Raw genomic sequence first — 13,220 nt, 5'->3', positions numbered from 1 at the left:
CACCGGCATGAGCGACTCGCCGCCGGCCTCCGGGCCGCAGCCCGACAGCCCGCATCCGCCGTACGCACAGCCACAGGATCCGTCTCGCCCGATGGCGTATCCGCCCGCCGGCGACCGGACACAGCCCGCAACCGGCGCAGGGGCATCGTCGGGGGGAACGCTGGGCAGGACCGCTTTCGTCATCGCCGCCGTGGCGGTCGCGCTCGGTCTTCTCTTCACGACGATCACCCCGCTGATCCTCACGAACGTCCGCACCCCTGCGGTGTACGAGTTCCTCGCGCTCCTCCGGGCCGTCATCGGGCTGGCGCTCGGCACCGCCGCGCTCATCCTGGGCATCGTGGCAGCACGACGCCGCTCTCAGCCGGTGCTCGCCGGCATCGCGATCGGGGTCGGCGCGGTCGAGATCCTCGCCACCGTGACCGCGCTCGCCTCGAGCTTCCTGTACACCGTGCTGTACTGACCGCCCCTGGCCGACGCGGTCCGGCGCGCGCGGTGCAGGCTCCGCCCGGCCGGACGAGGCGCCGCCCGCTCAGCGGGGCAGGGGTTCGTTCCGGTACAGCGCCTCGAAGGTGTCGAGCGTGCGGTTGATGTCGTGCACCGCGACACCGTCGAGCGAGGCGCGCTGCATCCGCTCGTATTCCTCGGGCGCCGCGGTCAGCACGCGGGTGAGCTTGTCGGCGAGGTCGTCGACGTTCCCCGGCTCGAACAGGTAGCCGTTCTCGCCGTCGTGCACGAGGTGCGGAAGGGCGACGGCGTTCGCGCCGACGACGGGCAGGGCCGACGCCATCGCCTCCATGGTGACGATCGACTGCAGCTCGGCGATCGACGCGATCGCGAACACGGATGCCCGGGAGTAGAGCTCGCGCAGCTGCTCGTCGGAGACGCGGCCGTGGAAGGTCACGCGATCCGTCAGGCCGAGCTGCGCCGCGAGCGCCTCCAGGGCCTTGCGCTGGTCACCCCCGCCGGCGATGTCGAAGTGCGCGTCCAGCGCCGGGTGGAGTTTGGTCATCGCGCGCAGCACGACGTCGACGTGCTTCTCGCCGGTGAGGCGCCCCACGAACAGGATGCGGTTGCGCTCGCGGGGGCCCACGACGGGCGTGTAGTTGGTGCGGTCGATGCCGCACGAGATCGGCACGACGCCGGAGATGTCGATGGTGCGCTCGAGGAAGTCGGCCGCCTTGCGGGTGGGCGTCGTCACGGCGCGGGCCATGCCGAAGGTGCGCTTGGCGTCCTCCCACGCGAACTTGAGGACGGGCTTGTTGATGAAGTCCGGCATCGCCGTATGGTCGAGGATGTTCTCGGCCATCACGTGGTTGGTCGCCACGACCGGGATGCCGCGCTGATGCGCGATGCGGGCGAGCCCGCGACCGATCACGATGTGGGACTGGATGTGCACGATGTCGGGTCGCACCCGGTCGAGCACCTTGCGCGCATAGTGCTTCGAACGCCAGGGCCAGATGAACCGCAGCCAGTCATGCGGCAGCCAGCGCACCGCGGGCAGGCGGTGCAAGGTCATCGGCTCTCCCTCGATGACCTCGGTGTGTGGCGCGGAGCGCCGGTAGGCGGTGTTCGGCGCCACGACGTGCACCTCGTGTCCGCGCTGGACGAGACCGGCGGCGAGGCGCTCGGCGAATCGGGCGGCGCCGTTGATGTCGGGGGCGAACGTGTCGCAGCCGATCAGGATCTTCAGAGGGCGACGGTCAGGGGTCGCTGAGCCCTGCGGGGCGCGATGATCGTCAGAAGATGTCACGGAGGGTGCTGCCTATTCTGTAGCGCTCGGGAAGGGCTTCGTGGGCCGATCGGGCGCTGGCAACTCTACCCGAGGCCCTGATGACGACGCGGAAGCCGGGCCGTCGTTCCCAGCGCGCGCCTGACGGCATCGCCTAACGTGGGGCCATGCGCCTGATCTCCTCCGCCGACCCGGCCCTGTGGATCCCCGTGACCGGCTCGCTCGGCTTCCGTGGTCGCCGACACCGCAAGGCCGCGATCCGGATGCTGCTCGCGCAGGCCGGCGCGGGGATGGGCCGCGAGACACTGCCTGGTGCGCGCTTCGGCAGCTGGCTGGCCAGCCAGGCCATCCCGTTCGCGATGCGCAGGGCCGACGGCCGGGTGCTGGCGTGGACGTGGAGGGCGGAGCCCGACCTCGTCGTCGCGATGGCGACCGTGCAGCAGCTCACCCCGCAGCTGCGCACCGCGAGAGCGATGATGCCCATGGAATACGACGACACCGAGAGCTTTCCGACTCCGCTCGGCGTCGGCGAGAAGCTGCTCATGCCGATGCCGCCGGCCGCTTCGTCCCCGCCCTCGGCCACGTACACCTGGGACACCGGAACCCACCTCGTCACGCTCAACGTGGTGTGCAGCGATCGTGAGCGTTTCGGCACCCTCGAAAGCGCGCTCGACGACCTCGCGCGCAGCATCCGCATCGCCGACGACCTCACCGGCGACGAGCGCGACGTGCTGCGCCTGCCGCCGGCCTGAACCGAGGCCTGCAGGCCCGACTTGACCCTCACGCGACGTGAGGCTCCACGATGCCGGTATGAACGATTACTTCCCTGCCTTCGAGATGGGGCCGGTCTCCGAACGCGGCATGCGCGCGGTCGCCCCCGAGATCTTCCGCGGCATCTACGCCATGCCCGCCTTCGTGACGATCCCCACGGCCGACCTGGAGGCGTCGGTCGATTTCTGGGTACGCGGCCTCGGTTTCGTCGAGCTCTTCCGCAACCCCGGCAACGTCGTGCACCTGCGCCGCTGGATCTTCCAGGATGTGCTGCTGGTGCCCACCGCACCGGATGCTGCGCCCGCCGACGTTCCCGCCATGGCCGTGAGCTTCTCCTCCGTGCTCAGCGAACTCGATCACCTCGCCGAATCGTGCGCGGCGCTGCTGCCGGGAAGCGTGTCCGGGCCTCGCGACACACCCTGGCTCACCCGCGATGTCGAGGTGATCACTCCTGAGCGGACGCGCGTGGTCTGCACGGCGCCGAGGGAGTTCGACCAGGACAGTCCGGAGGCCCAGAGCCTGCTGGCGGCGGGAATCCTCGCCCCGGATGCGGAGTGAGGGATGACAATGGTCTCCATGGTTGAAGACCGCGTGGACTCCGGATGCACCGTGGGGCGCGCGGCCGAGATCGTCGGGGTGACGGTGCGCACGCTGCACCACTGGGACGAGATCGGCCTGGCCACGCCGTCACAGCGCACCCCGGCCGGCTACCGCTCGTACACGCCGGACGACGTTCATCGCCTGCATCGCATCGTCGCATACCGCGAGTCGGGCCTGAGCCTGGATGCCGTGCGCGAGGTGCTCGACGACGCGACGGCTGAGATCGGCGAGACGCTGCGCGTGCAACGTTCCCAGCTCGCCGAGCGCATCCGTGATCTGCAGCGCCTGGATCAGCGCCTGGAGCGGCTGGGTGAGGCGCATGAGCGCGGCATCCTGCTCAGCGACGAGGAGCAGACCGAGACGTTCGGGAGCGACTGGGATCCCGCGCGGTCGAGCGAGGCGCGCATGCAGTGGGGCGGATCGCTGCAGTGGGCGCAGTTCGCGGAGCGGTCGGCGACGCGCAGCCGTGACGAGTGGCGCGCACTGGCCGACGCGATGTCCGCCCTGCAGGTAGCGCTCGGCGACGCGCTTGATCGTGGCGTGCAGCCGGGCAGCGCTGAGGCGAACGAGCTGGCCGAGCGACATCGCGGGATCTTCTCGAACTTCTTTCCGCTCAGCCGCGAGATGCAGGTCTGCCTCGGTCGCATGTTCGAGTCCGATCCGGGTTTCTCCGCTCACTACGACGGCATCCGGGCCGGCCTCGCGTCGTGGTTTCGGCGGATCGTCGACGAATCGGCTCGGGCGCACGGCATCGATCCGGATGCCGCCGTCTGGCGGTGAGAAGGGCGGCATCCGTACCTTCCGCTGAGTGTCAGCTCCTCGCGTACTCGGCGAGCACGACGCCCGAATCGAACGGGGTGATGTCGGTCACGCGCCACCGCTCGGGCGAGTAGCCGGTGCCGCCGAACAGCGGGATGCCGTCGCCGAACAGCACGGGATTGCGCTTGAGGGCGAGGCGGTCGATCTCGCCCCGCAGAGCGGCGGCGAGCGACCCGCCGCCGCAGAGCCAGATGCCCTTGCCGGGCTCGCGCTTCAGCTCTCGCACCACTTCGACGGGGTCGCGGTCGGTGAACTCGACACCGTCCGATCCTGCCGGTGGCTCGTGGTCGCGGGTGAACACGATCTGCCGCAGGTGGGCGTAGGGGCTCGGCAGGTCGGGCAGGCCGACCGCGTAGGTGTTCCATCCCATCAGGACGGTGTCGAACGGGCCGCCGTCGGTCGACAGCCCGGCGGCCTCGGCGAGCGCGGTGGGTGCCGTGCCGGTGTACGTCGACCAGATCGCCGCAGCGTGATCGCCCTCGACGAGGAACCGGTCGAACTCATCGTGCGGGCCGGCGATGTACCCGTCGATGCTGACGGCGACGTAGTAGGTGAGTTCTCGCATCATTCCTCCAATAACTACAACTGACGTGGTTCAGATGACTGAACTACAACATATGAAGTGGTTGGGATAGTGTCAAGTCATGGCGAAGAACGACGCGCGACGGAACGCGCTGGCCGACGCGGGGATCGCCGTGCTCGCCCGCGAAGGCTCCCGGGGACTCACGCATCGAGCCGTCGACGCCGAGGCCGGCGTGCCGACGGGCACGACGTCGAACTACTTCCGCAGCCGCGAGAAGCTCATCGCCGGTCTCTTCGAGCGGATCGGCGCCAGACTCGCGCCGACGCCGGATGAGCTCGCCGCGAGAGCATCCGAACCGCCGACCCGCGAACTCTTCGCCGATTACATCCGCGACATCGTGCGCCGGCTGACGACCCATCGCGAGGTCACCCTCGCGCTGTACGAACTGCGCCTCGAGTCGGCGCGCCGCCCGGAACTGGCCGCGTCACTGGGCGACTGGCAGCGCGCCGGCCTCGACGGCGACATCGCCTTCAATCAGGCGGCCGGACTCCCGGGCGGGCGTCAGGAGATCGCGCTCTTCCACTACGCGATCGAGGGTCTCGTCTTCGACCGGCTCACCTCGCCCATCGATCCCGACACCCCCACCGACGACATCGTCGACGCACTGGTCGCCGGCCTGCTCCCCTGAGCATCCGGCATCCGGACCCTCTCGGCCGGCACCCTCACTTCACGGCGAGACCCCGCCCTGCTGTCAGCTGCAGGACGGGGTCTCGGCGAGAGGACGGGGTCTCGGCGTCAGATCTTCACATCGCCGATCAGGTTCACCGTGATGCCCATGCCGTCGAACATCGCCGCCTTGGCGAGGAGCGCCTTGTCGGCGGTCTCGGCGTCGGGTGCGTAGACCAGCTGCGCGTGGTTCGCCTTGTGGCGGGCCATGAACTGGTCACGGGTCTGTCCATGCAGCACGACGTGCGCGATCGGCCATTCCGGGTTGGTCGCGTCCTTGCGGCGCTGGGTCTCCTCGGCGGGCAGCTCGACCACCGACGCGCGGAAGATGTCGGCCTGCAGGATGCCGTCGGCGATGAAGACGCGGCTGAGCACGACCTCGCCCGGCTTGGAGACGCCGTTGATGGTCGCCCCTCCGGCGGGGAAGAACACGTGCCCCTGGCGCCATCCCTCGGCCTTGTCCCAGCCGCCGAGATGGGATGCCGGCACCGAGCCCGAGATCTCGTAGACCCAGACGAACTCGCCGTCGTGATCCTCACCCCAGCGCACGTCGTGCAGGGTGTTGTCGGGCACGAGGCCCATCGCGCGCCACACGCGATCCGTGACGAGCGCGTCGACGGCGACCCCCTCGTCGGCCTCGTTGAAGTGCGGGAACGCGCGCCCCTCGTGCAGCACGCGCGAGCCGTCGCGGCTCGTCACCGGCGGGCGCTCGGTGGAGTTCAGGATGCCCTCGGCCAGGTCGGATGCCGGCACGAGGTCCTTTAGCCCCTGCTGGTACTGGATGCCGACGGCGTCGAGTCCGAAGTCGTCGGCGATGCGCAGTGCGGCGATGTACATCTTCAGCTGCCACTGCACCTGGTCGCGGGTGAGCTCGGTGGCGGCATCCTCGCCGTACCGGAAGGTCATACCGTGCTCGATCAGCCAGTCGTAGGCGGCGTCGGCCTCGGCCTCGGTCACCTCGAGCATCTCGGCATAGAGGGCCGACTGCGACAGGCGCTCCTTGTAGATGCCGGTGCGGTTGAGCAACTCGTCGTCGAAGATCGCGTTGTACATGCCCATGCAGCCCTCGTCGAACACGCCGATGATGGCCTTTTCGGCGAGCAGCTGGGCGGCCAGCGCCTGGCCGAGTTCCTTCTCGGGGCTGTCGGGCAGGGTCGGCAGCGGGCGCACGTGCGAGGCGTCGTGGCTGATCGCGCCGGTCTCGGTCCACTCGCGGATGCCGTTCTTGAACCAGTCGTCGGTGAAGTCGACCGACCAGGTGGTGGCGTAGGCCTTGCCCATCTTGGTGAGCCCGGCGTTCAGGCCGAGGAGGCCGACGAGGCCGGGCCAGTCACCGGCGAAGTTCGCGACCGTGAGGATCGGCCCCTGGTGGGTGCGCAGCCCCGCGAGCACATGGTGCGAGTACTGCCAGTTGGCGATCGCGACGACCAGGGGCGCGTCGACCGGGATCTTCGTGAACACCTCCATGCCCATGCGCTGGCTGGAGATGAAGCCGTGGCCCGTGGCCGGATCAACGCCGAAGGGGCGGATCACGCTCCAGCCCAGGCCCTCGAGCACGCCGGTGACCCCGGCCTCGAGCTCGACCTGGGTGGGCCAGCCGGCGACGTTCGCCGACTCGCGGAGGTCACCGGAAGTGATCAGGTAGGCGGTCTTCGGTGCGGCCTGCGGCCGCTCGACGGGGGCGGGGAGGGTGTAGCTCATGATTTCTCCGATGGGTGGGTGGGTTGTCAGGCGTCGCGCTGCTGCGCGGCGAGTTCGTGGACGAGGTCTCTCGTGCCCGCGTACAGGCGCACGTACCTGTCGAACAGGCGGTCATAGGTCTCGCGCAGGCCCGGGTCGGGCTCGATGGTCTCGGCGATGGGGTTCCAGTCGGTGATGGCCGGTTCCGCCCCGGCGTCGGCGACGGCGGATGCGGCGAGGAAGGCGGCGCCGTAGCTCGCACCGATCGTCGTCGCGGGCACCTCCTGCACGAGGCCGGTGACATCAGAGACCACCTGCAGCCACAGCCGCCCCTGCGTGCCGCCGCCCACAGCCACGATCCGCCGGATGTCGGCGCCCGCCGCGCGCATGGTCTCGACGTTGTGCCGCACGCCGAGCGCCGTCGCCTCGAGCGCCGCGCGGTAGAGGTCGCCGCGGCCGTGCTGCAGGGTGAGACCGGCGATGACGCCGCGCGCATCCGGGTCCTGGATGGGCGTGCGCTCGCCGGCGAAGTACGGCAGCATGAGCAGGCCGCGTGCCCCGGGCCCGGACTCGGCGGCCTCGGCGAGCAGCCGCGGATAATCGGCCGCGGTCAGTTCTTTGAGCCATGCGGTGAGCGCTCCGGAGGTCGACAGGCCGCCTGCGAGGTTGCGCGTGCCGGGGAACGCGCCGGCGGTGGTCCACATCGACGGAGTCCGCAAGGTCGCGGCCCCGGTGGCGACGAGGAACATCGTGGTCCCGTACATCAGCATGAGATCGCCGACCTCGTGCGCGCCGACGCTGACCGCCTCGGTCCACGCATCGATCGTGCCGGCGATGACGGGGGTGCCGGCCGTGATGCCGGTGAGGGCGGCGGCCTCCTCCGTGACCGTCCCCGTGACGTCCCCCGCCCAGGTGAGCGGCGGCTGCTCGAGACGGCTCGCGTAGCGCTCCCACCACGGCTCGTGCCAGCGTTCGTTCTCGATGTCGTACAGCGGCGACACCTGGCTCGCGGACTGGTGATCGAGCACGTAGGCGCCGGTGAGCCTGCGAGCCAGCCAGGAGGCCGGCATGAAGAGACGCTGCGCACGCGACCACGCCTCGGGTTCCTCGTCGGCGACCCACGCGATCTTGGCGCCGCCCGCCTGCGAGGTGAGCGTCGACCCGCCGACCCGGGTGATCTCGTCCTCGCCCAGCTCGGTGGTCATCCGGGCGATCTGCGCGGTGGAGCGGGTGTCGACGCCGTAGAGGATCGCCGGCCGCACGGGCTCGTCGTCCTCGTCGGCGAGCAGGATGCACGGGCCCATGCCGCTGACGCCGACGCCCACGACCTCGGCATCCGGCTGCGCTGCGCGCAGCTCACGGGCGATGTCGATGAACTCGTCCCACCAGATGCGCCCGTCCATCTCGACCCATCCGGTGCGCGGCCGGCTGACCTCGTGCATGCGGCTCACCGAGGCGAGGATCGCGCCATCGGCGTCGACGAGCACGCCCTTGCTGCTCGATGTGCCGACATCCACGCCGAGAGTGCAGCGCACGGCGTCCTCCTTGATCGCGGGTTACCCGTACACCATACGCGAAATCGATTTCAGAGCGCAAAGATGCACAAAAGAGGAGGGCGGATGCCGCAGCGCCTGCTCGCTGCGGCATCCGCCCATCACGCTCAGCCACGACGACGCGCCAGGATCCCTCCCCGCAGCAGCGCTCCACCCAGGAGGAGCAGGTACAGACCGGCGACGACTCCTCCGCCCATCTGAGAGAGGAACAGCAGCGGCACCTGCACGAACGGTAGCGGCAGCACCAGCCACAGGCGCACCCGCCGGGTGCGCACCAGGGAGACGGTGAGCGCGATCGACCCGATCAGCCAGAGTGCGTTCGCGGCCATGGCGACCACCGGGAAGAACTCCAGATCGATGCCGTTGATGGCGCTGGTCACGGTGCCGACGGTCAGCAGCGTCGTGCCGGCGGCGGCGACGTGCGCTCCCCAGCGGAAGCGTGAGTACCGCGTGAGCCCCTCGAACAGCAGAGCGAGCGCCCAGAGGCTGAGGGTGAACATCACGAGGATGCCGCGGGTGCGGGGGTCGATCGCGGGATCCTCGTCCTGCGGGAAGACGACCTGCAGGACGCCGATGACGACCGACAGGACGCCGGCAGCTGCCGCAGCGCAGCCGGCCAGCCGGTCGGTGACGAGGCCGGTTCGCTGCGGCGGCGCGGCGACGGGGGTGATCGTGGACATGAAGAGCCTTTCTCGAAAGCGACGTGCCGCCACCGGGCTCGGCGACGACGATCCGACGCTACGGTCGGCCGAGTCCGCCGCACATCGCACCGGAGTCGCCGATCGGACAGACCGCGGTCGGCAGTGAATGGCGACTTTGGTCGCTGTTCCGCCGGACAGCTCGCGCTCTAGCATCGGACTGTGACCACCACCACCGCCCGCACCCTCTGGCGCTGGACCACGCCGCTCGATCTCGCGATCGCGAGCGGCATCGGCGTGTGGGCGATCCTCGAGGCGCTGCTCGTGCCCTCGGCCGCGCCGTTGCGGCAGCTCGCGTTCGGCCTGGCTATCTCCGCACCGCTCGTCGTGCGGCGCAGGTTCCCGGTCGCGGTGATGCTCACGTTCGCGGCGGCGCTCATCGCGCACGCCGCGGTCGCCGGCGCGGACGCCACCTTCAACCCCTTCCCCAGCCTGCTCGTGGCGACCTTCACCGTCGCCGAGCGCATCCGCCCGCTCTGGCTCGCCGCGCTGCTCGGCCTCGTGCCGATCGCGACGATGCTCACCGCGCACCTGCTGGGCTACTTCGGATCGCCGGGTATCGAGAATGCCGGCGTCGTGTTCCTCGTGTTCTTCGTCGCGGGCACGTGGGCCGCGGGCAGAGTCGTGCGAGCCCGTTCGCTGTCGCTGCAGCGCGTGGCCGCTGGTGCCGACGTGCAGGCGACCGAGGCTGCGGCATCCGAGCGGCGTCGCATCGCGCGCGAGCTGCACGACATCGTGGCGCACTCCCTGTCGATCGTCACGCTGCAGGCGGCGGCCGCCGAGCAGTTCCTCGACCGCGATCCGGCCAGGGCGCGCACCCACCTGGAGCTCACGCGGAACACGGCGCAGAGCGCGCTGGATGAGATGCGTCACCTGCTCGAGGTCTTGCGCGAGAGCGACGCGTCCTACGCGCCCCAACCCGGACTGTCGGCGCTGCCGGCGCTGATCGCGGACACCGAGGCCGCCGGGCATCGATGCGAACTCGAGATCGACAGCACGAACGTCTCCGACGGCTGTGCGCTGGCTGCCTACCGAATCGTTCAGGAGGCGCTCACGAACGTGCGCAAGCACGCACCCGGCGCGGACGTGCGCGTCGCTGTGCACCAGGGGGACGGCGCGCTGACCGTCCAGGTCGACAACGGTCCCGCCACAGGCACGCCCCCATCGATCGAGGGCGGCGGATTCGGTGTCCCCGGCATGACGGAGCGGGCGCGGGTGTACGGGGGCACTCTCGCTGCCGGTCCGACACCGACGGGGTGGAGCGTGCACGCATCGTTGCCGACGGCGGTGTCGCGGTGACCGGCCCCCGCGTGCTCGTGGCCGACGACCACGCGCTGGTCCGCTCCGGCATCGTGGCGCTGCTCGACGCCGCCGACCTCGAGGTCGTGGGCGAGGCGACCACCGGCAGAGAGGCGGTGGACGCCGCCGCACGGCTGCACCCCGATATCGTGCTCATGGACATCCGGATGCCGGACATGGACGGCATCGAGGCGACAGCGAAGGTGACCGGACAGGCGGACCCGCCGCGCGTGCTGGTGCTGACGACCTTCGATCTCGACGAGTACGTCTACCGCGCACTCGCGGCCGGAGCCTCGGGATTCCTCCTGAAGGACGCGCGTCCCGACCGCCTGGTGGATGCCGTGCGCACGGTCGCGGCCGGAGAGGCGCTCCTGGCGCCGGGACTCACCCGGCGCCTCATCGAACGCTATCTCTCGCTGCCGCCGACCCCTGCACCCAGGTCGGATCTCACGCCGCGCGAGCAGGAGATCTGGATGCTCATCGCCACGGGGCTGTCCAATGCGGAGATCGGAGGACGGCTCTTCCTCAGCGAGGCGACCGTCAAGGCGCACATCACGCGCCTGCTGGCCAAGCTCGGGTTGCGCGATCGCGTGCAGGCGGTCGTCGCCGCATACGAGTCAGGGCTGATCCGGCCAGGGCAGGCCTGACGTCATCCAGCGGGGTCAGCGGCGCCGCGCGGTGTGGTGCGATCGAACGCCGCGCGGCGCAGTGCGATGAGCGCGGTCAGCCCGAGCCCGCACGGCACGAGCAGCAGCCAGCCGAAGACGGGTGCGAGCCCGATCGTGCCCGAGGTGTCCGTCGTCGCCAGCGCCGCACCCGCGACCAGCAGGCCGATGGCACCCAGCGAGAGCCCCAGCCAGAACGCCAGGCGTCGGTGTCGACCGGAGAGCAGGATCGTCGCGCCCCATCCCAGGGCGCCGAGCACTCCGACGATGACGAGGATCCCGACGTACATCACGGCCGCGCGATCGATCTCGGCGGAGGAGTACCCCGGGTACCCTGCCTGCACCTGCGCGGCGATCAGCCGAGTGGACACCGGATCGATGAGAGCGAAGAGGGTGATCGAGGCGGTCGCCACGGCGCCGGCGGTGAGGAGGCGTCGCGCGGTCTTAGGTTCTGACAGTGACTTGCTCATAGACAGTCACTATACAAACACGCTGTTGGCATTTCAACCGTTGAGAAAGTGACTGTCTCAAACTGCTAGCGTGACGTCGTGGCCGGATTGCGGGAGAAGTGGCGCCGAAGCGCGATGCAGACGATCCAGGAGCGCGCGCTCGACCTGTTCGAGGAGCGCGGCTTCCACGCCGTGACGATCGAAGCCGTCGCCGCCAGCGCAGAAGTGTCGCCGTCATCTGTCTATCGATACTTCGGCACCAAGGAGGGCATCCTCGTTTCGGACGAGTTCGATGAGATGTCGGCGGACGAGGTGGCCGAGACCCTCGACGCGGCAGACCCGATCGCGAGCCTGCTGCGTCTGGTGCAGCGATATGAAGCCGACCCGTCGGACCTGTCGGGGCCGCGGGAATCGGAGAACGCGCGGCTTCCGCTGGCATGGCGGCGAGTTCCGTTCTTCTTTGCGGTGCCGTCGGTCCGCGCCGCGCTTCTCGCGGCGGCCGATGCGGCGAGCGAGCGCCTCGCGCCGCTCCTCGCGAAGAACGACGCGTTCTCCCCAGTGCAGGCGCGCGTGCTGGCCAGTGCGCTCACGTTCGCTTACATCGCCGCGCTCGAGCAGTGGTACGACGGCGGCCGCAACCGCCCTATCGCGGACTACGTCGAGGAGGGACTCCGCCCGTTGCGGGCGGTGTGGCCTCAGAGGTGACGCGCGGCTGCCTCCGCCTCAGAGCGTGCGGCTCGCGGACTGCAGTTCGTTGCGCAGCACCACGGTGCGCGCAGGCTGGTCGTCTCCCCGGATGCGGTCCAGCAGCATCCGCGCCGCGGTGACGCCCATGTGTCTGGCGGGCAGGCGCACGATGGTGACGGCGCTCGGCGACAGCGTGGTGAACGGCAGACCGCCGATCACCGCGACGCCGATGCGCGGCGGCGTCAATCCGTGCTCGGTGAGCACCTGGATCGCGCCCACGCCGATGAGGTTGTTTCCGGCGACGACCGCGTCCGGCGGCTCGGGCAGGGCGAGGAGCTCCTCCATCGCCTTCCGTCCGCCGTCGACCCGGAACGACGAGAAACGCAGCAGTTCGAGGGGCGCCGCGAGACCGGCCGCACGATGGGCGGCTCGCCAGCCCTCGGCGCGCTCGGACGATGTCTCGATGTGCTCGGGCCCGCCGATGTACGCGACGCGGTGACCGGTCTGGAGCAGATGTTCGGTCGCCAGGCGCCCGGCGTCGCGGTTCGCCATCATCACGCCGTCGATGTCGTATCCGGTGCCGCGGTCGACCGCGACGACCGGCCGTCCGGTCGCGATGATCTCGTCGAGGCTCGTGTGGTCGGAGGCGGGGGCGAGGATCACGCCCGACATGTGCTCGGCGATCGCGATTCGCAGGTAGGTGGACTCCTTGTTGATCTGCGCGTCGGAGTTGCACAGCACCACCGAGTACCCGGCCTCGCTCGCGACGTCCTCCACACCGCGGGCCATCTCGGTGAAGTACGGGTTCTCGATGTCGGGGATGACGAGGGCGATCACCTCGGACGTGCGCGTGCGCAGCGTGCGCGCCGTCCGGTTCGGCGTGAAGCTCAGCTCGGTGGCCGCCTTGCGCACGGCATCGACCTTCGCGGGAGAGACCCTCGTGCCGTTGAAGACCCGCGAGACGGTCGCCGGTGAGACACCGGCGCGCTGCGCGACGTCGTAGATCGTGGCCACGTGTTCC

At 70.0% G+C, this 13,220-nt stretch carries 15 protein-coding genes; 8 read left to right on the top strand and 7 right to left on the bottom strand.

Annotation, left to right across the window (positions count from 1 at the left end):
• The first annotated feature begins 7 nt into the window (after window positions 1–7).
• Window positions 8–460, top strand: coding sequence for a hypothetical protein (locus ACFWH5_RS06740; protein WP_378833143.1), 453 nt, complete (start codon window positions 8–10; stop codon window positions 458–460).
• 69 nt (window positions 461–529) lie between these two features.
• Here the strand turns inward: ACFWH5_RS06740 and ACFWH5_RS06735 are convergent, their stop codons facing one another.
• The gene (locus ACFWH5_RS06735; RefSeq protein ID WP_378833141.1) at window positions 530–1,750 is read right to left on the bottom strand and encodes a glycosyltransferase; all 1,221 of its coding nucleotides are present in this window, start codon (window positions 1,748–1,750) and stop codon (window positions 530–532) included.
• A gap of 146 nt (window positions 1,751–1,896) precedes the next feature.
• Here ACFWH5_RS06735 and ACFWH5_RS06730 point away from each other — a divergent pair, with 146 nt between their 5' ends.
• From ACFWH5_RS06730 to ACFWH5_RS06720, 3 genes are read left to right on the top strand one after another with little or no spacing between them, the layout of a single operon-like run.
• Window positions 1,897–2,481 carry a hypothetical protein gene (locus tag ACFWH5_RS06730; RefSeq protein ID WP_378833139.1) on the top strand — a complete coding sequence of 195 codons (585 nt, stop codon included), beginning with the start codon at window positions 1,897–1,899 and terminating at the stop codon, window positions 2,479–2,481.
• A gap of 58 nt (window positions 2,482–2,539) precedes the next feature.
• Window positions 2,540–3,058, top strand: coding sequence for a VOC family protein (locus tag ACFWH5_RS06725; RefSeq protein ID WP_378833137.1), 519 nt, complete (start codon window positions 2,540–2,542; stop codon window positions 3,056–3,058).
• 18 nt (window positions 3,059–3,076) lie between these two features.
• Window positions 3,077–3,880 carry a MerR family transcriptional regulator gene (locus ACFWH5_RS06720; protein WP_378833136.1) on the top strand — a complete coding sequence of 268 codons (804 nt, stop codon included), beginning with the start codon at window positions 3,077–3,079 and terminating at the stop codon, window positions 3,878–3,880.
• A gap of 31 nt (window positions 3,881–3,911) precedes the next feature.
• Here ACFWH5_RS06720 and ACFWH5_RS06715 read toward each other — a convergent pair whose 3' ends face one another.
• The gene (locus tag ACFWH5_RS06715; RefSeq protein WP_378833133.1) at window positions 3,912–4,484 is read right to left on the bottom strand and encodes a dihydrofolate reductase family protein; all 573 of its coding nucleotides are present in this window, start codon (window positions 4,482–4,484) and stop codon (window positions 3,912–3,914) included.
• A gap of 79 nt (window positions 4,485–4,563) precedes the next feature.
• Here ACFWH5_RS06715 and ACFWH5_RS06710 point away from each other — a divergent pair, with 79 nt between their 5' ends.
• Window positions 4,564–5,130, top strand: coding sequence for a TetR/AcrR family transcriptional regulator (locus tag ACFWH5_RS06710; protein ID WP_378833131.1), 567 nt, complete (start codon window positions 4,564–4,566; stop codon window positions 5,128–5,130).
• Window positions 5,131–5,237: 107 nt separating this feature from the next.
• On the opposite strand, the gene ACFWH5_RS06705 is transcribed toward ACFWH5_RS06710, so the two are convergent.
• The 3 genes from ACFWH5_RS06705 to ACFWH5_RS06695 form a co-directional block, all read right to left on the bottom strand.
• A complete protein-coding gene (locus ACFWH5_RS06705) occupies window positions 5,238–6,869 on the bottom strand; it encodes a fucose isomerase (protein ID WP_378833129.1) in 1,632 nt (543 codons plus the stop codon).
• Between the two features lie 26 nt (window positions 6,870–6,895).
• Complete coding sequence (locus ACFWH5_RS06700) at window positions 6,896–8,383, bottom strand: FGGY-family carbohydrate kinase (protein WP_378833126.1); 1,488 nt, start codon at window positions 8,381–8,383, stop codon at window positions 6,896–6,898.
• 125 nt (window positions 8,384–8,508) lie between these two features.
• On the bottom strand, window positions 8,509–9,081 hold the full coding sequence (locus ACFWH5_RS06695) for a hypothetical protein (RefSeq protein ID WP_378833125.1): 573 nt from the start codon (window positions 9,079–9,081) through the stop codon (window positions 8,509–8,511).
• Window positions 9,082–9,261: 180 nt separating this feature from the next.
• Between ACFWH5_RS06695 and ACFWH5_RS06690 the strand changes: the two genes are divergently transcribed.
• Together ACFWH5_RS06690 and ACFWH5_RS06685 are read left to right on the top strand one after the other, a co-directional pair.
• Window positions 9,262–10,398 carry a sensor histidine kinase gene (locus tag ACFWH5_RS06690; RefSeq protein WP_378833123.1) on the top strand — a complete coding sequence of 379 codons (1,137 nt, stop codon included), beginning with the start codon at window positions 9,262–9,264 and terminating at the stop codon, window positions 10,396–10,398.
• The gene (locus ACFWH5_RS06685; protein WP_378833121.1) at window positions 10,395–11,045 is read left to right on the top strand and encodes a response regulator; all 651 of its coding nucleotides are present in this window, start codon (window positions 10,395–10,397) and stop codon (window positions 11,043–11,045) included. Before ACFWH5_RS06690 ends, ACFWH5_RS06685 begins: the two co-directional genes overlap by 4 nt.
• Before the next feature lie 2 nt (window positions 11,046–11,047).
• On the opposite strand, the gene ACFWH5_RS06680 is transcribed toward ACFWH5_RS06685, so the two are convergent.
• Complete coding sequence (locus tag ACFWH5_RS06680; RefSeq protein WP_378833119.1) at window positions 11,048–11,533, bottom strand: hypothetical protein; 486 nt, start codon at window positions 11,531–11,533, stop codon at window positions 11,048–11,050.
• A gap of 78 nt (window positions 11,534–11,611) precedes the next feature.
• On the opposite strand from ACFWH5_RS06680, the gene ACFWH5_RS06675 reads away from it, so the two are divergent.
• The gene (locus tag ACFWH5_RS06675; RefSeq protein ID WP_378833117.1) at window positions 11,612–12,217 is read left to right on the top strand and encodes a TetR/AcrR family transcriptional regulator; all 606 of its coding nucleotides are present in this window, start codon (window positions 11,612–11,614) and stop codon (window positions 12,215–12,217) included.
• An 18-nt stretch (window positions 12,218–12,235) separates the two neighbouring features.
• On the opposite strand, the gene ACFWH5_RS06670 is transcribed toward ACFWH5_RS06675, so the two are convergent.
• On the bottom strand, window positions 12,236–13,213 hold the full coding sequence (locus ACFWH5_RS06670) for a LacI family DNA-binding transcriptional regulator (RefSeq protein ID WP_378833115.1): 978 nt from the start codon (window positions 13,211–13,213) through the stop codon (window positions 12,236–12,238).
• Between the last annotated feature and the right edge of the window lie 7 nt (window positions 13,214–13,220).

The organism is Microbacterium sp. NPDC058345 (genome assembly GCF_042723855.1).
GTDB lineage: Bacteria > Actinomycetota > Actinomycetes > Actinomycetales > Microbacteriaceae > Microbacterium.
Note: the sequence above shows the minus strand (reverse complement) of the source record. Positions and strands in the feature narration are given on the sequence as shown.